General features: G+C 36.0%; 19 protein-coding genes. 16 read left to right on the top strand and 3 right to left on the bottom strand.

Annotated features, from left to right (window positions below):
* Positions 1-73 precede the first annotated feature (73 nt).
* Together MKX55_RS19995 and MKX55_RS19990 are read left to right on the top strand one after the other, a co-directional pair.
* Positions 74-1,564: a glycosyltransferase gene (locus MKX55_RS19995; protein ID WP_339234455.1), complete on the top strand. Its 1,491-nt coding sequence runs from the start codon at positions 74-76 to the stop codon at positions 1,562-1,564.
* Between the two features lie 56 nt (positions 1,565-1,620).
* Entirely contained in the window at positions 1,621-2,211 is a 591-nt protein-coding gene (locus MKX55_RS19990) for a class D sortase (protein ID WP_339234453.1), read from the top strand.
* A gap of 356 nt (positions 2,212-2,567) precedes the next feature.
* Here MKX55_RS19990 and MKX55_RS19985 read toward each other — a convergent pair whose 3' ends face one another.
* On the bottom strand, positions 2,568-3,191 hold the full coding sequence (locus MKX55_RS19985) for a hypothetical protein (RefSeq protein ID WP_339234452.1): 624 nt from the start codon (positions 3,189-3,191) through the stop codon (positions 2,568-2,570).
* A 232-nt stretch (positions 3,192-3,423) separates the two neighbouring features.
* The gene (locus MKX55_RS19980) at positions 3,424-3,576 is read right to left on the bottom strand and encodes a hypothetical protein (RefSeq protein ID WP_339234450.1); all 153 of its coding nucleotides are present in this window, start codon (positions 3,574-3,576) and stop codon (positions 3,424-3,426) included.
* Positions 3,577-4,033: 457 nt separating this feature from the next.
* On the opposite strand from MKX55_RS19980, the gene MKX55_RS19975 reads away from it, so the two are divergent.
* The 6 genes from MKX55_RS19975 (at position 4,034) to MKX55_RS19950 (ending at position 10,727) form a co-directional block, all read left to right on the top strand.
* Positions 4,034-4,759 (top strand): GntR family transcriptional regulator, encoded by a 726-nt coding sequence (locus MKX55_RS19975; RefSeq protein WP_339234448.1) that lies wholly within the window; start codon positions 4,034-4,036, stop codon positions 4,757-4,759.
* A gap of 14 nt (positions 4,760-4,773) precedes the next feature.
* A complete protein-coding gene (locus tag MKX55_RS19970) occupies positions 4,774-6,660 on the top strand; it encodes a TRAP transporter fused permease subunit (protein ID WP_339234446.1) in 1,887 nt (628 codons plus the stop codon).
* 175 nt (positions 6,661-6,835) lie between these two features.
* Positions 6,836-7,861, top strand: coding sequence for a TAXI family TRAP transporter solute-binding subunit (locus tag MKX55_RS19965; RefSeq protein ID WP_339234444.1), 1,026 nt, complete (start codon positions 6,836-6,838; stop codon positions 7,859-7,861).
* An 82-nt stretch (positions 7,862-7,943) separates the two neighbouring features.
* Positions 7,944-8,708, top strand: a complete 765-nt coding sequence (locus tag MKX55_RS19960) for an enoyl-CoA hydratase/isomerase family protein (RefSeq protein ID WP_339234442.1) — start codon at positions 7,944-7,946, stop codon at positions 8,706-8,708.
* A gap of 67 nt (positions 8,709-8,775) precedes the next feature.
* A complete protein-coding gene (locus MKX55_RS19955; protein WP_339234440.1) occupies positions 8,776-9,882 on the top strand; it encodes an ATP-grasp domain-containing protein in 1,107 nt (368 codons plus the stop codon).
* Entirely contained in the window at positions 9,867-10,727 is an 861-nt protein-coding gene (locus tag MKX55_RS19950; protein WP_339234438.1) for a CoA-binding protein, read from the top strand. The genes MKX55_RS19955 and MKX55_RS19950 overlap by 16 nt, the downstream gene beginning before the upstream one ends.
* A gap of 439 nt (positions 10,728-11,166) precedes the next feature.
* Here MKX55_RS19950 and MKX55_RS19945 read toward each other — a convergent pair whose 3' ends face one another.
* Positions 11,167-11,901: a hypothetical protein gene (locus tag MKX55_RS19945; protein WP_339234436.1), complete on the bottom strand. Its 735-nt coding sequence runs from the start codon at positions 11,899-11,901 to the stop codon at positions 11,167-11,169.
* Positions 11,902-12,586: 685 nt separating this feature from the next.
* Here MKX55_RS19945 and MKX55_RS19940 point away from each other — a divergent pair.
* The 8 genes from MKX55_RS19940 (at position 12,587) to MKX55_RS19905 (ending at position 22,791) form a co-directional block, all read left to right on the top strand.
* Positions 12,587-14,641 carry a hydantoinase/oxoprolinase family protein gene (locus tag MKX55_RS19940; protein WP_256705117.1) on the top strand — a complete coding sequence of 685 codons (2,055 nt, stop codon included), beginning with the start codon at positions 12,587-12,589 and terminating at the stop codon, positions 14,639-14,641.
* Between the two features lie 21 nt (positions 14,642-14,662).
* Positions 14,663-16,357, top strand: coding sequence for a hydantoinase B/oxoprolinase family protein (locus tag MKX55_RS19935; RefSeq protein ID WP_256705116.1), 1,695 nt, complete (start codon positions 14,663-14,665; stop codon positions 16,355-16,357).
* Positions 16,358-16,573: 216 nt separating this feature from the next.
* Entirely contained in the window at positions 16,574-17,608 is a 1,035-nt protein-coding gene (locus MKX55_RS19930; protein WP_332094545.1) for an ABC transporter ATP-binding protein, read from the top strand.
* On the top strand, positions 17,550-18,530 hold the full coding sequence (locus tag MKX55_RS19925) for a dipeptide ABC transporter ATP-binding protein (RefSeq protein ID WP_256705115.1): 981 nt from the start codon (positions 17,550-17,552) through the stop codon (positions 18,528-18,530). Before MKX55_RS19930 ends, MKX55_RS19925 begins: the two co-directional genes overlap by 59 nt.
* Positions 18,531-18,542: 12 nt before the next feature.
* Positions 18,543-19,487, top strand: coding sequence for an ABC transporter permease (locus MKX55_RS19920; RefSeq protein WP_256705114.1), 945 nt, complete (start codon positions 18,543-18,545; stop codon positions 19,485-19,487).
* A gap of 18 nt (positions 19,488-19,505) precedes the next feature.
* Positions 19,506-20,327 carry an ABC transporter permease gene (locus MKX55_RS19915; RefSeq protein WP_339234432.1) on the top strand — a complete coding sequence of 274 codons (822 nt, stop codon included), beginning with the start codon at positions 19,506-19,508 and terminating at the stop codon, positions 20,325-20,327.
* Between the two features lie 33 nt (positions 20,328-20,360).
* Positions 20,361-21,923 (top strand): ABC transporter substrate-binding protein, encoded by a 1,563-nt coding sequence (locus tag MKX55_RS19910; RefSeq protein ID WP_256705112.1) that lies wholly within the window; start codon positions 20,361-20,363, stop codon positions 21,921-21,923.
* 28 nt (positions 21,924-21,951) lie between these two features.
* Positions 21,952-22,791, top strand: coding sequence for a PfkB family carbohydrate kinase (locus tag MKX55_RS19905; RefSeq protein WP_256705111.1), 840 nt, complete (start codon positions 21,952-21,954; stop codon positions 22,789-22,791).
* The last annotated feature ends 48 nt before the right edge of the window (positions 22,792-22,839 follow it).

Genomic DNA, 22,839 nt, shown 5'->3' with positions numbered 1-22,839 from the left:
CTAAGCAAAGCTCTGCTAATATGTCAAAAGGAGCTTTGCTGGCATTGTTTTGGATAGGGAAAGGGGTTCGTCATTGGAGAAGAAAAAAGTTTATTTCTTACATTCAAATATCGGGCAGCATCTTACTGGTATTGAAAAATCAGCAATGAAACGCGGCAATATGTTTGTGAAATATTTAGATGTGGAACCTGTATTTGTTACAGTGAATAAAAACGTAAATATACATACAAATTGGGAACGCTATGTTGAAAATGGAATCGTTGACCCGGATATTTCCATGATTAATTTATTCGAGTTTTTTCAACGCAGTGAAGAGGGAAAGAACATGCCCCCTTTTCAAATAAAAAAAGAACAAACATATGGGTATGAAGATGAAAAATCAGCAGAAAAACGACATATTCGTATTTTTGATGCCAATAATAAACTCGTAAAGTATATGGTATTTAGATCAAAGGAGCTTTTAGATTATATAAATTATTTTCATAATGGTAAAAAAATCGTCCGTGATCGATTTAACCGGTTTGGCCAATTATCCCACACCGAATATTTACACGATGATAACACGGTGTATATGACAGAATACTTCGATGTTTATGGCAAACGGGTGATTGTAAAGTACGATGACGGTCCTTATCTTATCAGTGATGGAAATGCTGTTTTTCAAACCGTGCTGCCAGATGAGCAGGCCCTTATTCTTTATTTTTTGAAAGAAATAATCGGACAGGAAGAACCTATTGTTATTATTGATCGTAATAAAAGATACAGCTCGATTTTTACGAGACAAAACCAATTAAACGTGAAAACAATATCTATGATTCATTCCACTTATTTTTCAAACACCGCATTTCGTTCCAAGATAAATAAGAATTATCTAGAAGTTTTTAATAGTCCGTATAGCTTCGATAATATTGTTGTGTTAACAAATAATCAAAAGCAGGATATTGAAAAGCGATTTGGCTTTAATAATTTGGCTGTTATTCCACACTCCTGCAAGATAACTGATAAAGTAGATCAAAAGAAGCCTGAAACCAATAAGCTGGTTTCTGTCGGACGTTTAGCTCCCGAAAAAAATATCAATCACTTATTGGAGGCTCTTTCTTTAGTGAAGCAACATATTCCAGAAGTAATATTAGAAATTTACGGAAGTGGAAAAGAACTACAGAATTTAAAGAAATTAGTTCAAAAGCTTGATTTAAAAAATAATGTAACATTTAAAGGATATGTAGACAATGTAGAGGACGTATACGCCTCCAGCGACTTATTCTTATTTGCTGGACAAGCTGAAGGATTCACCATGAGTGTTTTAGAAAGCTTAGCATGCGGTTGCCCTGTTGGCAGCTACAATGTCCGCTACGGTGTTGATGAAATGGTTCAAGAAGAAAAAAATGGTTTTCTTGTTGATTTTGGAGATAAGGAAAGTTTTGCTGAGAAGATTGTTACGTATTTAAATCAAACGGACGAAGAAAAGCAATACTATCGGCAGGCAGCCATACGCACAGCTGCTCATTATACGGAAGAAAAAGTAGCAGATAAATGGCAACAATTAATCAGCAGTCTGAGTTAGTTCTATTTAGAAGGTAATGAAAATGATTAAGTTGATATGAAGAAGGGAGCATCACCATGAAACGTATCGGAATCCTCTTTATTATCATTGGCGTCGTCTGTCTAGGTGTTTTTGGTTATCAAATTATAGGACATGAGCAATCGCAAAAACAGTCTTTAGTTCAGGCGGAGGAAAGAATCGAACAAGGAATCAGCGAGCAGGATGACCCCGACCAGGATATAGAGAAAATCATAGAGGAGTTTAATTTAGAGACAGACGAAGCATTTGCCACCTTAGAAATCCCTAAACTGGGAAAAACATTGCCTATCGTCGAGGGAACTGATCCGGATTCATTAGAAAAAGGCGTTGGTCATCTATCCAATTCGGTGTTGCCAGGACAGGAGGAGCAAATTCTTCTATCAGGTCATCGCGATACCGTATTTCGTGATTTTGGAGAATTGGAGATAGGCGATACATTTGTCGTACAGATGCCTTATGGTGAGTATACGTACGAAATCAGGGAAACAGAAATTGTTCCTGAGGATGATACATCGGTTATCCGCGAGATGGGAGAAGAGGTATTAGTAGTAACGACCTGTTATCCATTCCACTTTGTAGGCAGTGCACCTGATCGGTTTGTTGCCTATGCTTACCCGGTTTCGGGGTAGGGTAGAAAGTTAGATGAAATAATCGATTTTATAGATGAAGGATAAAAGGAATATATTATATTGAGCGTGAGGCTGTTGCATAATTAATTATTTAATTGTGCAGCAGGATTTTTAATGATTTTGTCTATGTACTTTTTACACCGCTAAACTATGTATTTTTATTATGTCATTCATATACAGTGACTGGCAGTGGATATTTAATGGAAAACTAAAAGCAACAGTCAGATAATAAAATCATTCTGTTGCTTTTACAATTTATAACATCGCTGTCGTCATTCATTCTATAAGGGACTATAAAATTTTAGTACAAGAAAAGGTGTTAAAAATAATGGGGTTGTATAATCTATGTATTTTTATTAATATAATCGAAATTTATATCCTGTTTGAGTTTCTTCACTTGTTGTTAAACCTATTAAAGATTTGTTCAATTCATTACAGGATTTATTTTCTTTGTATTCATGATTCCAAACCCAAGATAAATGGTTGTTTAATTTTGATAGAGTTGCTCTAAACTGCTTTCTTTGTAGATTGTTAGCTGAATGTTCAATATTCGGATGTATATAGCTAGTAATCTCAATTAGCGATTGTACTAAATAATTGATCCAGTTCAATGTATTATCCCTATAGTCTTTTGGAAAACCGTTCATTAATTCGGATAAAATAATCAGCTCTGCCTCTTTATCCATAAACCTTGATTGCTCTAATGTTTTATTGATGGCTTTGGATTTTTGTACATCTGTTAACTTCTCGAAAAGAGGGTGTTTATTAAGCTTATTCAATGCATTCGCATCAGTTATTTTAAGTTTGAGATCTAGTAGTAATTGATAAAGCTTTGAAAATTGTTGAGCGGGAATTGCCATGTTATGTATTACTTCTAAAGCATGTTGACTTGCTCTCTTTTTAGAAACCTCATCTCGTAAACTTTTATCAATTTCACGACTACTTTTCATTCGTTTAATATGGTACGGTTTTGGCTGCACTACATCGATTACTTCTTTATCGGAATAATTTCCTGCTTCTTGTATGTTTTCTATAGCTCTCAGTGTTCAGCACCTATTATTTTCTTGGAGGTGTATTGAAGGTGAAAACGCAACGTTTCTCTATCTATTTTTGTACCAACATTTTTTCTGTAACGAAAGACATTTATTTTCCTAAACTTTTGGTTAGTATGAGCTAATTCTTTTAGCGCAGTGTATCTTCGTAACCCGTCAATCAAGTAATATTTATTTTGTTTGGCCCGACGACATATAAAGGAGTAAGAAGACCTACTTGCTTAATATTTTCCTTCATGCTTTTAATATCAAGGTGGACCCTGCTTTCTAAATCCCATACAATCTGCTCTAACCGAATTTCGAGGATTTCCATATATAACCTCCGTATTAGATGATAATTTACCTTATGAATAACGGAGGTTGTTTAATAACAGATTGGTTACAAATAATCAAAAACTTCGTAAAGAAGCAGTGAGTAGGTTTGAATTTAGCACAGGATAGTGTAGAAGATAAGATTTTGTAGGACTATAGATTATTGTTTCAAGGTATATATATGTCTTCATTCTACCTTGCAATTAAATGAGCCACTAACCTATTTGATAAGGTAGTGGCTCACATCTATCTTAAATGAATCAATCACGTACTATTAGAGAATTGACAAGCTTGCATCTACTTGACTTAAATTTTAATTTGAAGACTCCTAATAAGAAATATGGATTGAAATAGAAAATAAATTATTCTGAATGTAAGGGTTTACAATTAAAAACTATGTGTTTATAATATAGGATACTTAGTATTACAAGTTGGTTTAGAAGGAGATGGATTTATTCGTGGCTAAACAATCAGAATCGATTTATCAAGTGATTTATAATAATTTATTAGATCAAATATTAAACGAAAGTTACAGAATAGGTGACTATTTACCATCTGAATCAGAATTGGAGAAAATATTTAAAGCGAGTAGAACACCAATAAGAAAGGCGCTCAACCAATTAGAGACAGATGGATATATTATTCGGATTAAGGGAAAAGGGTCAGTTGTAGAGAGTAAGTATCCTACTGGAAGATGGACTTTAATGACTGGTTTTCAGCATAATTATATTGGAAATCATGGCGATGAAAAAAGGATTAAGGCTGAAACAATTAAAGTAAGTAAAATTTACAATGAAGAATTGGCTGCAGAGCTAAATGTGTTTCTAAATAATGAAATTACTTATGTTGAAAGAGTAAGATACTTTAACGACAACCCGATAATTTATTTACAACATTATATACATCCTGAAGTACCTATTGAATTTTTTGATGATAATCTATTTTCAATATCTATAGGAGATATATTGAAAAATAAAGCTGGTGTGGATATAAAAAAAGCTACAGAGCAAATAGAAGCTGTATTAGCTGATAAAATCATTTCAAGCTATTTAAATGTAGAAGAGTCTACACCTTTATTAAAAATTAAAAGGATTTCCTACACAGAACAAGATAAACCGATTGATATTAATATTTATTATGTCCGAACAGATTCGTGGAAATATTTTGTTAATTATAACTTTTAAAAGGGGCGAAAATAATGAGAGAGTTTAAAGGGAAGTTTGCTATAGTATTCGGGATTTGGGCATTAGTTTCTGTTATATTTCACATCTATACGGCATATTACGGCACTTTTGAACCTCGTATACAAAGAGCAGTACACTTATTTCTACTACTTCCTTTGGTATTTTTAATATTTCCTTATAAAAAAGAAAAACGTAATTCGAACCCGAATATAGTTGATTGGGTATTTACCATACTTGCATTATGTCCAAGTCTTTATCTGATATTAAACGCTGAGACTCTGAGAACAAGAATTGAATTGGTAACACAACCTACAAACCTAGAAATTATTTTAGGAGTTCTTTTGATTGTAATCGTACTTGAAGCATGTAGGAGAGCTGTTTCTATGGCATTTTCAATTGTTGTTTTAGTTGTTTTCGGATATATATTTATTGCTCCATTTTTACCAGGGATTTTTAATGCACCAAGTTATAGTTTCAATAGAATAATTGAGCTTATGTTCCTTGGAACAAATGATGGTGTTTATGGGTTTTTAACAGGAATATCCAGTAATATTATTTTTGTTTTTATTATTTTTGCAGCTTTTATGATGAAATCTGGAGTAGGGGAACTTTTTATGGATTTATCAATATTAGTAGCTGGGAAATATAAAGGCGGACCTGCAAAAGTGTCCGTTGTTTCAAGTGGTTTATTTGGAAGTATCAGTGGTAGTTCTGCGTCAGACATCTATGCTACTGGCAGTTTTACCATACCCTTAATGAAGAAGATTGGCTATCCGCCAACTCAAGCAGGAGCAATTGAGGCTTCATCCAGTGCTGGAGGGCCGATGTTGCCACCTATTATGGGAGCGGGTGCTTTTATTATGGCAGAAATGACTGCTACGCCATATGCATCTATTCTCCAAGCGGCCATATTAAGCGCATTGATATTTTATATTGGATGCATAGCTATGGTTCATTTTGATGCGCGAGCGCTAAATATTAAAGCTGTAAGTGAAGAGATGAGAGTTTCCTTGAAAAGTATTATAAAAAGAAGCCCACTATTAATACCTTTTTTCGTATTAGTATATTTTTTGTTTTCAGGATCTTCACCTGCAAATAGTGCTGTCTATGCTTTAGTTTCTATGTTAATTATTTGGTTGATTATGCCTGGTAATCGGTTGACTGTAAAGAAAGTTATGGAAGCAGCTAGCTATGCAACAAAGATGGGGACCGTGATAGCATCTGCATTGGCTGGAGCAGGGATTATTGTTGCCGTAATTACACAAACAGGGCTTTCTCTCTCTTTTAGTGGAATTATCCTTCAATTTTCAGGCGGACAGTTATGGGCAACGTTAATTTTAATAGCCATCATCACAATTATATTAGGGGCAGGTATTCCTATTACTGCAGCATATGTTATTACCGCTACTGTTTCTACTGCTGCCCTTACTGCATATGGTATTGATTTACTAACTGCACATTTATTTATATTTTATTTCGCTCTACTGGCTGATATTACACCTCCAGTTGGTATAACAGCCTTTGCGGCCGCAAATATTGCGGATTCTCCGCCCATGAAAACAGCTTTTATGGCACCAAAGTATGCTTTTGCAGGTTTTATAGTTCCATTTATATTTGTCTATCATCCTGCCTTATTAATGCAGCCCAGTTACGCGTGGTACGAAATATTATTTACATTTATTTCAACAATTATTGTAGTAGTGACACTGGCAGCTGTGTTTATAGGCTATATGTCTAGAAAACTTTCAATAATTAATCGAATCCTATTATTAATATTAGTACTGGCATCTGTTGGCGGGGGAATCATTATAAATTCTATCAGTGTTGGTTTAATAATTATTTATTTTGTATGGGATTATATTAAATATAAGCAAGATTTGGGTATGGAAACTGCTGCTTGATAGTTGGGGAGACTACTTAATTGTATTATTTATATTCTTTTAATTATCTACAGGAGGTGAGGAAGGGTGTATAACGTGGCGTTAAGGTTGTTACGAAATGGATATTAAAAGGGGCCATTCATTGTTAAGAAAAGCTGTCGTTATAATTGCATTATATTCAGAATGGAGGGATTAGATGAGAAAAAAACTGTTGTTACTATTAATTTTGGTGTTAATGATTTTACATGCATGTGGAGGACCAGAACCTGAATTACAAGAATCACCCGAGGGTGATGCAGCAACTGAAAGTGGATCAGGTAATTTAACCTGGGCTTCTGGTGCTCAAGGCGGTGGTTGGTATAGTATGGCTGGTGGAATTAGCTCATTAATTCAAGAGAATAATTCAGATATCAATATTCGAACTATCCCAGGAGGAAGTATGCAAAATATGCCTTTTATATCTAACAACGAGGCTCAATTAGCTTGGATGCAGCCACCGTTTATTATAGCTGGACTTGATGGCGAAGAGCCGTTTGAGGAACCTCATGATAATGTTTCAACCATTGGAAATGGGTTTGGTACGAACCACTTTCACTTTATTGTTGGAGAAGATACAGGGATAGAGTCAATTGATGAAATATTTGATAATGAAATGGGAGTAAATATCGCAGTTACACCAGTAAATAATTCAGATGAATGGGTTTTTAGAAGGTTTTTGGAGTACTATGATGTAACGTATGAAGATATAGAATCTTGGGGAGGAAGTATTTTCCATAATAGCTACCAAGAACAAGTTGATGCATTTTCAAATGGAAATGTTGATGTTATCTTTACGCAGTTAGCAATACCGGCTTCATCAGTTACAGAAGCAGGTGTCAGCAGAGATATGCGAATATTACCAATGGATGAAGATATGATGGAGTATTTAACGGATTTTGGATTAGAGATAAATGAAATTCCAGCTGATACTTATCCAGAAGCAGTTAATGGTGATGAAGCCATCCCTACAGCTTCCATGGGTAATGTGCTGACAGTTAACAGTGAAGTAGATGAAGAGACGGTTTATGAAATCACAAAAATTATTAATGAAAATGTAGAACGTTTACCTAATATACATTCTTCATTAAATGATTATGATGTCGATAATGCAGTAGATAACTTATTAACAGACTTGCATCCAGGAGCAGAAAGGTATTATCAAGAAATCGGTATATTAGATTAAAGTTCTATGGTTTTTACTCTATTTTAACATTTAGAACTTTAATTATTAATAAATAAAAATTATATTATCAGGAGGAGTCATAATGGATTTTGAAAATTTAATTTACAAGGTAGATAACGGGGTTTTAACAATTACATTGAACAGGCCAGAGGTATTAAACGCATTAAGTACAAAGTTAAAAGACGAATTAGGCGATGCTTTTCAAAAGGCAGAAAAAGATAAATCTGTGAAATCTATTATTATTACGGGAGCAGGCAACAAAGGGTTTTGTGCTGGACAAGACTTAAATGAAAGTAAGGACGTAGATGAGGAAACAGCTAAAGCATGGGTAGATGAATTTGAAAATCTTTATCGTATTATTAAAAGCGTTACCAAACCAATTATTGCATCAATTAATGGTTCCGTTGCTGGTTCTGGATTACAACTAGCATTACTTGCTGATATTAGAATTGCTTCTCCAAATGCTAAATTTGGTATGACAGAAGTGAATGTTGGGCTCCCATGTATTATTGGATCAACCATGTTTTGGGAAGTAATGGGGAAATCAAAAACAATTGATCTCATTTTAACTGGAAGGCTATTAAAAGCGAAGGAAGCTTATGAATACGATTTAATTACTCGTCTAGCGGAAAGTCAAGAAAGTTTACAAGAGGAGACATTAAAAATTGCTGAAGAAATGGCTGCGAAACCACCTGTAGCAGTTAGTACAAATAAAAAATGGTTTAACAAGCTGAGTCAGGAGAATTTCGATGCATGTATGATTTTTGCCAAGGAAGCTCACACGATTTCGTATAGATCTAATGAACCACAAGATATGATGAATAAATTCCTTTCTAAACAAGTTTAAATTAAATATGGAAGATGTAATTTTTCCCTAAAGTATGTTTTAAAGTCAGTGATAAGGAGTATGGATAATGAACCTTTTTGAATATGAAGGAAAAAAAATATTAGAACAAAATGGAATTTGTGTTCCAAAGGGTTTTCTGAGCAAGGATAAAATAGCGGATATAACCTTTCCTATTATTGCAAAAGCTCAAGTTTTGACAGGAGGGAGAGGGAAAGCAGGAGGAGTAAAAAAAGTAAACGATAGAGATGAACTCGAATTTGTTATAGAGGCTATTGCTCAAAAGACTATTAAAGGTGAAAAGGTACAAGAAGTCTATTTAGAAGAGATAGTATCGTTTAAACAAGAATTCTATTTGTCCATTTTAATGGATAGAAATAAAAAAAGTCCAATCATTATTGCATCAAGGCAAGGCGGTATGGAGATAGAAAGTGTTCCTAAGGATCAAATACTAGTTATTGAAATAAATCCTCTACTTGGCCTTCAAGATTTTATGGTTCGTCGTTTGAGTAATTTTCTACAAGTAGATTATAAATTGATATATTCTTTTATGAAAAATATTTGGAGTATTTTTAAGAATGAGAAAGCAGAACTTATAGAAATAAATCCTTTGTTTTTAGATGAAAATGATAGGCTTGTAGCTGGCGATGCAAAAGTTTCTCTTGAAGAAAGTGAAGGGACTGATGAATATTTATTGATTGAACGTGATCGAGGTTCATTTAGTGAGCGCTGCAGATCTTTAAAAGCAGCAGGTGTTGATATTGGAGGAGATATTGCAATTGTGGCTAGTGGTGCTGGTCTTGGCATGGCAACACTTGATATTATAAAACATAAAGGTGGCAGTGTTAATTCATTGGTTGACCTGCAAGGGCATGTCATCCACAATCTCGATGATGCCAAAACGTTAATTGAGGAAATAAAAAGTTTAAACCCTAAAGCATACCTGTTTAATTTTTATTTTCAGTTAGCAAGTTGTAAAGTCCTGGCAGAGGCAATATCTAGCCAACTTGGTCAATTAAAAGTGCCTATTGTAATTAGAATGAAAGGATTAGATATGGAAGAAGCACGTGAAAAACTAGAAGCATACCCTAATATAATTGTAGAAGAAAATCTAGAGAAAGCTTGTGAATCTTTAATTTCGATAAGGGAGGGGGGGAGTAAATGTCTATTATCATAAATAAAGAATCAAAAATTTTAATACAGGGGATAACAGGTAAGACCGGCCGGCACTTCACGAAACAAATGATAAAACATGGTACTCCGATAGTTGCTGGAGTTACTCCTGGGAAAGGTGGAAGCAATGTAGAGGGGGCACCTGTATACAATTTTGTTGAAGAAGCTGTGAGGGAATGTGGTGTTAATGTTTCATTAATCTCGGTACCTTCTTCATTTGTATATCAAGCTGCAATAGAAGCAATAGATGCGGGAATAAAAGTAATTTCAATTTACACAGAGAATGTATCCGTACACGATAGTATAAAGATATCTGAATATGCCAAATTAAATGAAGTGAAATTATTTGGACCAAATTCTGCAGGGATTATATCTCCTGGTGAAGCAAATATTAGTGATATAAATGAAGAGATATTATTTAAAGGAAATATTGGAATTGTTTCACGGAGCGGGACGCTAACATATGAAGTGATTGACTTATTAAAAGAAAAAAAGCTTGGAATAAGCACAATCGTATGTTTAGGCGGGGATCCAATTGTTGGAACACAGCATCATGTGGTTCTGCAAGAATTTGAAAAAGACAAAGATACCTCAGCAATAATCTATTTGGGTGAAATAGGCGGGCAAGATGAAGTTTTAGCAGCTGAGGTTATCAAAAAAATGAATAAGCCAGTTTATAGTTATATAGCTGGTTTACATGCTCCGCCAGGTAAAAAAATGGGGCATGCAGGAGCGATAATTCAAAATGAATCAGAATCAGCAAAATCAAAACAACATATTTTAAAAGAAGCTGGAGCAATACCGATGGATGTAATTACGGAAATAACTACGAAGCTTCAAACAGTTTGAACAGTTATTAGAAATAGAATGATAAAGTGGGGCTTGGATGTTTTTAGCCTCGCTTTATTTTTATATTCTAATAATGTTTTATAATTATGGATAACGATTAATGTCCTAATAAATAATTATGAAGAGAACAATGCATCTTGTTTTGAGACATAGATACGCCTTCTTTCAAAAAATGGATGAACATTTTTTACATATCCATAGTGTTAACTGGTAACCTTTTATCGCCAGCAGAGCTCAGAAATTAAGCGGGAAATAATAAACTATAGTCTATTATTTCCCGCTTAGATTCCTCTGATTTTCACTAAGAGTTGATTCACGATAAAGAACAGCTATCTGGTACTAAAGTTTTGTTAATGAAAATCTCCAATTACATGAATGCCCTTTAGCAATCTGTTTTTTGTCACTTATAAATCAAAAATAAGCTATAGCTGGCTGAAGTCTAATTTTTTGGTGCCCTATATCCAGCTTCTTGAGCCTCTTCTTCGGAACAAAGCCAGCTGACAACATTTGTAGTCCGATCATAATAGGTGCTGCCCGGGAGGTGATAGATGCCGGATTCGCTTCCTTTTATATTACACTCGCCTTCATCTGGTTGGGATGAACTAGCAGTAGTGTCATTGTCATCAGAGTCTTCTGCAGAAGTGCTTGAAGCGGAGCTGCCAGATCTGTCGGCTTCTTGACTTTCCTCTAATTGCTGTTGCAGTTCACTGTTGCTTTCTTGTAATGTAGTGATTTCTTCAGACAACGATTCATTTTTTTCCTTAATGGACTCATAATCTTCGAATTTTTCGTTTTCTTCTTCTAATGCAGCAATTTCTTCAGTCAGTGATTCGTTTCCCTCTTTAATTGATTCATAATCTTCCAGTTTTTCATTTTCATCTTCTAATTCGTTAAATTGGCTTTGTAATTCATCATATTCTTCTTGAAGGCTGGAATTAGCCTCTTCTAATGTAGCAATTTCAGAGGTTAATTCTTCATTGTTTTCTATTTCTTGATCTGAATCCGCACTATTATTATCCGTACCACACCCGCTTAAGAGAATAAAAAACATAGCTAACGCTAATAAAGGCAGATATTTTTTCATTGTTTTCCTATTGGACGTTGAGTGAGATAAAGTATAGACGGCTAATCCTGATAATACAAAAATTATTGATATTACAATGAAAGTCTCCATAGTTATACCTCCACCAAAGATTAATTATAGTTAATATGTACAGTTATGGTTACTGGCAGGTGATTTCTTATTAAAGTAGTATTGGTGATTCATTTCTTTGTAAAGACACCTGTTTATGCACAAACCAAAAAGGAGCTGAAATAAAAACAGCTGGTATACATCGTGTTTCTTCCCTCCTTTCTTATGTTTTTGAATAGCAGCAGTTACTAGACGAATCTATCTTTACAATAATTTCTATTAAAAATAGCTACTATAAATAATGTAACGCATTTGTAACATATTTGTAAGATATTTCCAGGTTAATAAAACAAAGGAATTGCCCTACTAGTGGGAAGATAACAACTTTTAGCTAATTTGTCGTTTGTCAGTTTATTGCTTATCAAGTTTTCTAACGGGCTGTATATCTATTTCAATATGCGGAAGTTGAGATACTTAGATAATAAGATAACAATAAAAATTCAAAAAATACTTGAAAAATATTATATAATGTTATAAGATGTTGCATAACGAATTAAAGAAAAGATTAACTAGTATTTTATTTACTTGAAGCAGTACGTAAAAGAAAGAGAGGAAATGGTTTTAAAAATATGTGAATACTAAATAGAATCATTCGTTACATTTAAACAATGAAGAACAGTAAGAATTGTGCATTTTAAAATATGTATAATCCATAGGAGGAATATAAATGAGGTACATGGTTGGTGTTGATGTTGGTGGAACTTTCACGGATATCACATTAGTAGATACATTAAAGGGCATCGTGGAGAACCATAAAGTTTCATCCACTCCTGAAGATCCTTCGTTGGCAATAATGAAAGGGATTACAGAGATTTTGACCATGAATAAAATTAATCCGGAGGAAGTGGAATATTTAGCACATGGAACTACGGTAGCCACAAATGCATTAATTGAAAGGAATGGTTCAAAAACTGCTTTGATAGTAACGGAAGGATTTAAGGATCTATTAGAGATAGGTACGCAAACCAGACCTAAATTATATGATTTTTTTGCTGCTAATCCTGATCCAATTATTCCAGGAGATTTACGCTATGAAGTCGAAGAGCGTTTGCTTTCAAATGGTGAGGTGTTTCAAAAGTTAAATGTAGAACAATTACTATCTGTTATTTCGGAATTAAAAGAAAAAGGTATTCAATCCATTGCTGTTTGTTTCTTGTTTTCATTTATTAATTCGGAGCATGAAAAAAGAGCTGTTGAAAAGATAAAAGAAATATATCCTGAAGTATATGTTTCCTCTTCCTCTGAACTTGTGCCTGAATTCAGAGAGTATCCGAGACTCAGTACTACGGTATTAAATGCTTACTTAGGTCCAGTGATGGAAAAATATATGACAAACTTTTTAAACTCGGTTAAGGAGTTTGGTATTAAAACAGAACCTTACATAACACAATCTAATGGAGGAATTATATCTATCAATGAATCTGTTAAGGCGCCTATACGTACAGCGGTTTCAGGTCCGGCAGCTGGTGTTGTTGCTGCAAAGAATTTATCAAAGCAAACCGGCTATAATAATTTAATCACATTTGATATGGGCGGAACATCTGCTGATTTTTGCTTGATTGAAGATGGCGAACCCAAAATATCTATGGAACGCTCTATAGAAGGTTTTCCATCGAGAGTACCGATGTTAGATATTCACGCATGCGGGGCCGGCGGCGGTTCAATCGCTCATATCGATGAAGGAGGAGCATTAAAAGTTGGACCGGAAAGCGCTGGTTCGACACCGGGGCCGGCAGCATATGGAAGGGGCGGAAAAAAACCAACTGTAACGGACGCCAATGCGATTCTTGGCCGTTTGAATCCGGATAAAATCTTGGGCGGCAGAATGGATATAGACTTAGACGCCGGTAAGAAAGTTATTGAAGATGAAATTTGCAGTAAGACCAGTTTAACGGTTCAAGAGGCAGCATCCGGAATTATTTCTGTTGTAAATGCAAATATGTCCCAGACGATCCGGCTAATCTCTATTCAAAAAGGACATGATCCGAGAGATTTTACCTTGGTCTCATTTGGGGGAGCGGGCGGTTTACATTGTGCTTCTCTGGCAAGAGAATTAGGAATTCCAAGAGTTTTAATTCCTCCTGCACCAGGAACGTTTTGTTCTTTAGGATTACTGGTAACAGATGTAAGAACGGATTATGTCCATTCTGAAGTGAAAATAGCTGAGCCAAAAGCGATGAAAAGTGTGGTTGAGATATTTAAAGATTTAAGAACAGAAGGAGAAAAAGCGTTAGCTAAAGAGAATATTTCAGAGGAAAATAAAGCGTATGAATTAGTTATCGATATGAGATTTAAAGGGCAAAACTATGAAATTCCGATTATGGTGGATTGGGATGAAATACAGCAGGATAGCTTGGAAGATATAATAGAGAAATTCTTTAACGAACATGAAAAAGTGTATGGTTATGCAAGAAAAGATGGAACAGTTGAATTTGTAAACTACCGGTTAACAGCAGTTGGTAAGCTTCCCAAAGCTGTTTTTAAGGAAGAAGCTCTGGAAAGTACAATACCGGAGCCGATTGAAAAAAGATTGATTTTTTATGCAGAAGCAAATGAACCGGGTGTTTTTGAAACAGATATTTATAAAAGAGAGCAGCTACGTCCGGGAACGAAATTAAATGGTCCTCTTATTGTAGAACAAATGGATACTACAATCATGGTACTGCCAGATCAGGATGTTGAAATTGATGCATTCAGGAATATGATCATTAATAATTCTTAAGAAAAAGGGAGGAATGAATAGATGAGGCCTAAAGTTGATCCAATAACATTGGAGATAGTTGGAAACTTACTTATGTCGGTTTCTGAGGAAATGGGAATTACGCTTGTAAAAACAGCGTTTTCTACAAATATAAAAGAGAGGAAGGATTGCTCGACTGCTGTTTTTGATGCGGAAGGTAATATGATTGCCCAGGCTGAGTATGTACCTATGCACTTAGGTTCTATGCTGGATATTGTAAAGGAAGTACTGAAAAACTATGAAAAAGAAGAAATAAAACCGGGGGATATGTTTGTAACGAATGACCCTTACTCTGGCGGAGGGACTCATTTGCCTGATATCACGATGGTCAGCCCCATATTTGTTGATGGGATATTGGCAGGTTTTGTAGCAAATATCGCCCATCATTCAGATATTGGCGGAATGGTCCCGGGCAGTGTATCAGCTGACTCCACGAATATTTATCAGGAGGGGTTGCGTATTCCTTTGGTAAAAATATGTTCTGAAGGAGAAATTGTAAAAGAAAGCTATCAATATATTGTATTAAATACCAGAACTCCGGAAGAACGGCGTGGGGATCTGGATGCCCAGATTGCATCTAATCATGCCGGAGTAAGAAGATTAAAAGAAATTGTTTCAAAATATGGATATGAATACTATAAAGACTGTACGGACAGCTTGCTGGATTATGCGGAAAGTCTGATGAGACACGGTATTCAGGAATTACCGGATGGAACTTATGAATTTAAAGATTACCTGGATGATGGCGGAACAAATTCGCCTGATCCGATATTAATCAAAGCAAAAATAACCATTTCTGGAGATGAAGCAACCGTCGATTTTAACGGGACAAGTGACCAGGTGCCCGGACCATTGAATATGACATATTCAGCCCTTGTAACAACTATGTTCTATTGTTTTAAAGCTTTTGTAGGGAAGGATATTTTCTCAAATATCGGGATATATCGTCCGATACATGTTCAAGCTCCAGAAGGTAGTATCGTAAATTGTAAGCTTCCAGTACCGGTAGGACAGCGGATAGATACCTGTCAGCGAGTGGTTGATGTGGTGCTTGGTGCATTAGCGCAGATTGCGCCAGATAAAGTGATTGCTGCATGTAATAGTGTAGTAACTTCAGCAATCTTTTCAGGGACAAATCCAAATACGGGTAACTATTTTGTTTATTTAGAAACGATTGCCGGCGGATCCGGGGCTCATTCACAGGGAGATGGACTTAGCGGCGTACAGGTTCATATGACGAATACTTCTAATTTACCTGTCGAAGCTCTGGAAAAAGAATACCCTATATTAATTGAAAATTATCAATTAATCCCGGATTCGGGAGGGGCTGGTTTTTATCGTGGAGGATTAGGTATTGAAAGAGTCTATCGATTCTTATCCGATAAGATTACCTATACCGGATTAGGCGACAGACATAAATTTTCACCCTGGGGAATTGCTGGTGGTTATTCAGGAACGCCTGGACAGTTTTTATATACAAGTAATGGCAAGACAGAACAATTAAAATCAAAAGTATCTAACTTGGATTTACAAAAGAATGATTTGATTACAGTAAGGACTCCCGGGTCAGGAGGGTACGGCGATCCGACGAAACGTCCAAAAGAAAAAGTATACATGGATGTCATTCATGGCAAAGTCAGCAAAGAAAAAGCAAAAGATTTATACGGTGTAGACATAAATGAACATGTGGAAGTTTAGTTGAACGAGTCCGTTACCGGCTGTCCGTTTCCTGTTTAAAGATGATTTTTCTTCTTGGAGCAGGGGTCTTACAGTCGGCTATACTGCAATAAAAGAATAAAACAGAGTTATCACTTCAATATTTAAAGTAGGAATTGAAAACGCTTTAACAATATATTATATATTGTTTTATAACATATTGTTACGTTATAAAAATGAAAGGAGGGAAAATAATTAGTGCTTCGTATTAATAATTTAACCACGTCATTTAAGATAAATAAGGAGATGTACCCGGCTGTACGGGATATAAATATAGAGCTGGAAAAGGGAGAAACATTATGTATCGTTGGGGAGAGCGGAAGTGGAAAAACCATTACTTCCTTATCTTTAATGCAGTTATTGCCCGCTAATGGAGAAATCAGTTCTGGTGAAATCATTTATAAAGACCAAAATATTACTAAATTTGGAAAAAATAAAATGAATAAGCTGCGTGGAAAAAGTATTTCTATGATATTTCAAGACCCGATGTCAGCGCTCGATCCAGTTTATACTTGCGGATATCAAATTAAAGAGGTTTTAGATGTTCACGAAAATTATACAAATGAAGAAAAGCTGGAACGGGTGATTAGTTTATTAAAGCAGGTTGGTATACCCCATCCAAAAGATATTTATAACGCTTACCCCCATGAATTATCTGGAGGAATGTGTCAGCGGGTAGTTATTGCAATGGCTTTAGCCTGTGATCCGGATTTATTGATTGCAGATGAGCCTACGACGGCGTTAGACGTTACGATACAGGCTAAAATTCTTAAATTGCTGAACGACTTAAAAAAAGAAAGAAATTTATCCATTCTATTAATAACGCATGATTTGGGAGTAGTAGCTGAAATGGCGGATAAGGTCATTGTCATGTATGCCGGTGAAGTGGTTGAAGCAGCTGATGTAAATACATTATTTGATCATCCGAAACATCCCTACACGAAGGGCTTGATTGGATCTGTCTCTTCTATTTCTTCTAAAGGGAACCAATTATATAGTATTCCAGGGAAAGTACCATCTGTTACAGAAATGCCAAAAGGCTGCAGATTTAATACAAGATGCCCAATAGCAACGGAAAGATGCTTTGAAGAAAGACCGGAATTGGAATCCATAACTAATCATTCAAGCCAGGAAGTGAGATGTTGGAATGTAGACACAGTAGGAGGTAAACAAAATGAGTCAACCTCTCTTGGAAATAAAAAACGTAAAGAAACATTATCAGGTCAAAAGTAAAAATATTTTTTCGAATAAGAAAAATAATGTCCATGCCGTAAACGATGTAAGCTTAACGATTAATGAAGGAGAAACATATGGATTAGTCGGAGAGTCAGGATGCGGCAAAAGTACGCTTGCCCGGGTAATTACCGGATTAATCAAACCGGATGCCGGAAATGTCCTTTTAGATGGAGAAGATTTTTTACAACTGAAGGGGAAAGCATTACGTGATAAAAGAAGAACGGTGCAAATGGTATTCCAAAAGCCATATGAATCGTTAAATCCCAAAATGACAGTTGGAGAAATCATACGGTCCCCGTTTGATATCCATGATGTTTATCATAAAAGAGAAAGAGAAGAAAAGGTAAAAGAATTACTGGACCTGGTGGGGTTAAGTGAAAAGTATATGAGCAGATATCCGCATGAATTTTCAGGCGGCCAAAGACAAAGAATTGGGATAGCCAGAGCAATAGCGCTTCATCCTAAATTAATTATTTGTGATGAAGCGGTGTCTGCATTGGATGTTTCCATTCAAGCACAGGTGTTAAATTTACTTGATGAGCTTCAAAAAGAGTTTAAACTGACCTATTTATTTATTTCACATGACTTATCCGTTGTAAGACATGTCAGCGATAACATTGGAATTATGTACTTGGGAGAAATCGTAGAAACAGGGGATGCCAATACAATTTACAGCAGTCCAAAGCATCCATATACGGAAGCGCTATTATCTGCTATCCCAAAAACACACCCAAGGCAGTCCAAAACGCAAAAGGTATTGCAGGGAGATTTACCAAGTCCTGTTAATCCGCCCGCAGGCTGTAAATTGAATACCAGATGTCCGCATGCCATGCCCATATGTAAGACAGACAAGCCGAATTTAGAATCTATTAAAGAGAAGCAGAAAGTTGCTTGTTATTTATATCATGAACAGCACTAAGGAGGGAATAGATTGCTAAAATTTATACTGAAACAAATCATTGTTGCTATTATTCAGATCTTGATTGTTGCAACAATCGTATTTTCCCTCCTGCGCTTTATGCCGGGTGACCCAGCGGTGCTCGCACTGGGAACCGAAAGAGGAAGTGATCCGGAGGCGGTCGAGCAAATGAGAGAACAGCTGGGTCTCAATGAACCGGTTATATCTCAATTTACTGATTGGGTAACAGGTGTATTTCAATTAGATTTTGGCCAATCCATATTTAACAATATTGAAGTATGGGATTATCTTGCCAGTAGTATTCCCAAAACTCTGGAATTAGCCATTACTGCTATTATCATTGGCTCTGTCGTTGGAGTGACATTAGGGATATTGGCATCGATCAACCGGGGAGGGGTTATAGATAAAGTTGCCACTACGATTGCAGCAATCGGGCTATCATTTCCTGTTTATATAACGGGTACAGCATTTGTTTTAATTCTCAGTGTCCAGTTTAACATCCTACCTTCCAGCGGCTATGTTAATTTTTTTGATGATCCGATAGGACACATCAAGAGTTTGATTATGCCTGCGTTTGCGATTTCTCTACCGTTGATTGCATCGATTACCCGGATGACACGGTCTTCCATGTTGGAAGTGCTTGATAGAGATTTTGTGAGAACCTTGAGAGCCAAGGGGCTTCCGGAAAAAATTGTTTTAATAAGACATGTATTCCGCAATGCGGTTATTTCTGTTGTAACAGTCATCGGTCTGGAAATGGCTAATTTGATCGGGGGAACGGTCTTAATTGAATATATGTTTAACTGGTCGGGATTAAGCACATTATTGGTGGATTCTATCAATAGCCGTGATTACCCAATTATTCAAGGGGCAGTTATCATTATTGCATCATTTTACGTTTTGATAAATAGAACGGTGGAAATCATTTATGGGTTAATGGATCCGCGTACAAGATAAGGAGAGAGGGGTGTCAGCGTGTTTAAAAAGTTACTGCAGAATAAACAATTTATTTTTAGTACAATACTCCTTTTACCGGTTCTCATTATTGCCTTGATTGGACAGTTTATCACACCCTATGATCCATTAGAGTTTAACCATGATCAAGTACTGATAAAATCATCATCGAAACATTTATTGGGAACAGATGAATTTGGACGTGATATTTTAAGCAGATTGATTGTTGGTATTCAACCGACTATTTTAGTTGCTGTAGGAGCCACTGCCATTTCTTTAATCGGAGGAACGATTTTTGGACTTATAGCCGGATATGTACGCGGTATTGCAGAAAAAACGGTTATGCGATTTATGGATATTGTACTCTGCTTTCCACCGATTTTATTAGCATTGTTAGTAGTGGGATTCTGGGGATCAGGTGTAAACAATCTGACGTTGATTATCGGCCTGTTATATATACCATACTTTGCCAGGATTACACATTCAGCAACATTACAGGTTAAAAGCCTGGAGTATGTAGAAAGTGAATTGTCATTGGGAGCAACACATTTCCGTGTCATTTTAAAGTCCATTTTGCCAAATATCACATCTCCAATTATTGTTCAGGCAAGTTTGACATTTGCCGCTACAATCCTGCTTGAATCAGGGTTAAGTTTTCTCGGGCTGGGAGTTACACCTCCTGCCCCATCATGGGGACAGATGATTGGGGATGCGAGCGGTTATATTCATAACAATCCTTTCTATGTTATTTGGCCGTCTCTATGTCTCGGAATCACGATGTTAGCCATCAATTTATTAGGAGACAGCCTGAGAGATGTTTTAGATCCAAAATTGAAAAGATAATAAATACCTTGAATTAAAGGAGGAGAAACGTATATGTTGAGGAGAAAAAATGTCTTTTTAATGTTGTTCATAGGCGCTTTAGTGATTTTAGCAAGTGCGTGTTCTAGTGATTCGTCAGGTCAGAACAATGGGGAAAACGGCGGAGATATAACGTTTGGTTTAGCGGAAGAACCGGATACTTTAGAGGCTTATATGCAAAATGGAACACATGGAAGAACGGTAAAATTAGCCTTAGCAAGAGGTTTATATAACTACAATGAAGATGGCGAACTGCAACCTGAACTTGCAGAGGATTATGAAGTAAATGAAGATGCGACTTCTTATACCTTTCATTTACGGGATGCATCATTCCATAATGGGGATCCTGTAACAGCTGAAGATGTGAAATATACGTTTGAAAGAATATTGGCAGACGACAGTACAGCCACTTTTAAATCAGAGCTATCTATGATTGATGAGATTGTTGTAGAAGACGATACAACGATTACCTTTCATTTAAGCGAACCTTCAGCTCCGTTTGTACATTATACAGCAATTCCTGAGTCAGTAATCGTCTCGAAATCATGGACAGAAGAAAACAGTGATCAATTGGATACAGATTTTATGGGAGCAGGACCATTTAAACTTGTAGAATGGCAGCAAGGCGGTCACATCACCGTTGAAAAATTCGATGATTACTATAAAGAAAATAAACCTCAATTAGATGAAATCACGTTTGAATTTTATACGGAAGAAAATACGCGTGTGAATGCTCTGAGGTCTGGAGAAGTAGATATTGTAGAAACGGTTCCCTGGAAAGATGTAGAATCTCTGGAACAGCTGGATACCGTCAAATTAGACAGCAAGAATGGTCCATTTATGAAATTACAATTTAATACGGATGTGGAACCTTTTGATGATCCGGATGTCCGTAAAGCAATTGCGTATGGTATTGACAGAGAAGCTATCTTAAATACGGCATTTAGCGGAAGAGGTACACCAATATACGGTATGGCTATACTTGACGGGTATTTGGGATATGATGACCGATTCACGGATTATTATGAACATGATCCGGAAAAAGCAAAAGAACTATTGGCGGAAGCGGGGTATCCAGATGGTTTTAGTGCTACATTACTGTCTACTTCTCAATACGGAATGCACGAACAAACAGCGCTTGCCGTTCAATCAGAATTAGAGAAAATAGGCATTGATATAACACTGGAATTGCCAGATTGGGCTACTAGAATCAACAAAAATACCGAGGGTGACTATGAAATGCTCGTTGCAGGCACATCCGGTGATATTACAGACGGTGATTGGATGGCCAATTTCTATCAAGGTGGAGAAGTTCGTTTAAATAACTCTGCTTACTTCGATGATGAAGAAATAAATCAACTTCTCGCTGAAGGCAGGGAAACCACCGATGAAGAGGAAAGACAGGAAATATATGAACAATTAATTGAGCGTGCAATGGAAGAAGCCCCGTTTGTATATCTGAACTGGAGAGAGCAAAGTTATGGAATGCAGAGTAACATTAATGGCTTTACAAATTTAGAAGGCTTTCTTTCCTTCCAGTCTGGTATCACATTGGAAAATACGTATATAGAGGAATAAACATATTGATAAAGCGGTGGAATGTAGAATGAGAAAATTATTAAGTATAGGTGATAGTGTAGTAGATTATTATAAATATAAAAATACGATTTTTCCCGGCGGAAATGCATTAAATGTTTCTGTGGTAAGTGCACATAATGGCGCAGAAAATAACGGGTATATGGGGATAATCGCCAATGATGATTATGGAACATTTTTAAGAAAGACCTTGGAGGAAGAGGGGATTGATTTATCCAGAGTCAGATATGCTATCGGTGAAACTCCGGTAGCATATGTAAAAATTGACAAGAAAGGAGATCGTATATTTGAAGGATCGAATACAAAGACACGAATCACATCTGGACTAGCGCTCAGGTTTACCCCTGAGGACATTCAATATATCAATCAATTTGATATCATTCACACAAGTATTGATAGTCACCTCGAATCACAATTACATTTACTTGCTCATAAACAAATATCCTTTGATTTTTCTACGAAGAAAAAGTGGAACGAAGAAATTTTAAAGCAAGTATGCCCTTATTTAACTTTTGCATTCTTTTCTGGAAGCGGGATGGAGGAAAAGGAAGTAAATCAGCTAATTGATAAGGTTGCTAAATTAGGGGTTCCTATAATAATCGTTACCAGAGGAGAGCAGCGTACTATCGCTTATCAGAACAATCAATTTTATTATCAAGAGCCACAATTGGTTAAGGTTGTCGATACGATGGGGGCGGGTGATTCTTTTATAGCTGGATTTTTAACTTTTTATACGGATTCAACAAGCATTGAATTTGCATTACAAAAAGGTGCTGTATCAGCATCAAAAACATGTCGGTTAGAAGGAAGTTTTGGCCAAGGAAAAACAATATATAAGGAGAAAGGCTAAATATAGTCTTTTTTCAATCAATAATATAACATTATAATACGTATTATA

Source organism: Oceanobacillus sp. FSL W7-1281 (assembly GCF_037969835.1).
Classification (GTDB): Bacteria; Bacillota; Bacilli; order Bacillales; family Amphibacillaceae; genus Oceanobacillus; species Oceanobacillus oncorhynchi.
Note: the sequence above shows the minus strand (reverse complement) of the source record. Positions and strands in the feature narration are given on the sequence as shown.

Bases quoted from the DNA above. Each gene is read 5' to 3' on its own strand.
- MKX55_RS19960 (WP_339234442.1), top strand. From the start codon at position 7,944: ATGGATTTTGAAAATTTAATTTACAAGGTAGATAACGGGGTTTTAACA.
- MKX55_RS19945 (WP_339234436.1), bottom strand. From the start codon at position 11,901: ATGGAGACTTTCATTGTAATATCAATAATTTTTGTATTATCAGGATTA.
- MKX55_RS19955 (WP_339234440.1), top strand. From the start codon at position 8,776: ATGAACCTTTTTGAATATGAAGGAAAAAAAATATTAGAACAAAATGGA.
- MKX55_RS19905 (WP_256705111.1), top strand. From the start codon at position 21,952: ATGAGAAAATTATTAAGTATAGGTGATAGTGTAGTAGATTATTATAAA.
- MKX55_RS19970 (WP_339234446.1), top strand. From the start codon at position 4,774: ATGAGAGAGTTTAAAGGGAAGTTTGCTATAGTATTCGGGATTTGGGCA.
- MKX55_RS19935 (WP_256705116.1), top strand. From the start codon at position 14,663: ATGAGGCCTAAAGTTGATCCAATAACATTGGAGATAGTTGGAAACTTA.
- MKX55_RS19910 (WP_256705112.1), top strand. From the start codon at position 20,361: ATGTTGAGGAGAAAAAATGTCTTTTTAATGTTGTTCATAGGCGCTTTA.
- MKX55_RS19980 (WP_339234450.1), bottom strand. From the start codon at position 3,576: ATGGAAATCCTCGAAATTCGGTTAGAGCAGATTGTATGGGATTTAGAA.
- MKX55_RS19965 (WP_339234444.1), top strand. From the start codon at position 6,836: ATGAGAAAAAAACTGTTGTTACTATTAATTTTGGTGTTAATGATTTTA.
- MKX55_RS19925 (WP_256705115.1), top strand. From the start codon at position 17,550: ATGAGTCAACCTCTCTTGGAAATAAAAAACGTAAAGAAACATTATCAG.
- MKX55_RS19950 (WP_339234438.1), top strand. From the start codon at position 9,867: ATGTCTATTATCATAAATAAAGAATCAAAAATTTTAATACAGGGGATA.
- MKX55_RS19940 (WP_256705117.1), top strand. From the start codon at position 12,587: ATGAGGTACATGGTTGGTGTTGATGTTGGTGGAACTTTCACGGATATC.
- MKX55_RS19990 (WP_339234453.1), top strand. From the start codon at position 1,621: ATGAAACGTATCGGAATCCTCTTTATTATCATTGGCGTCGTCTGTCTA.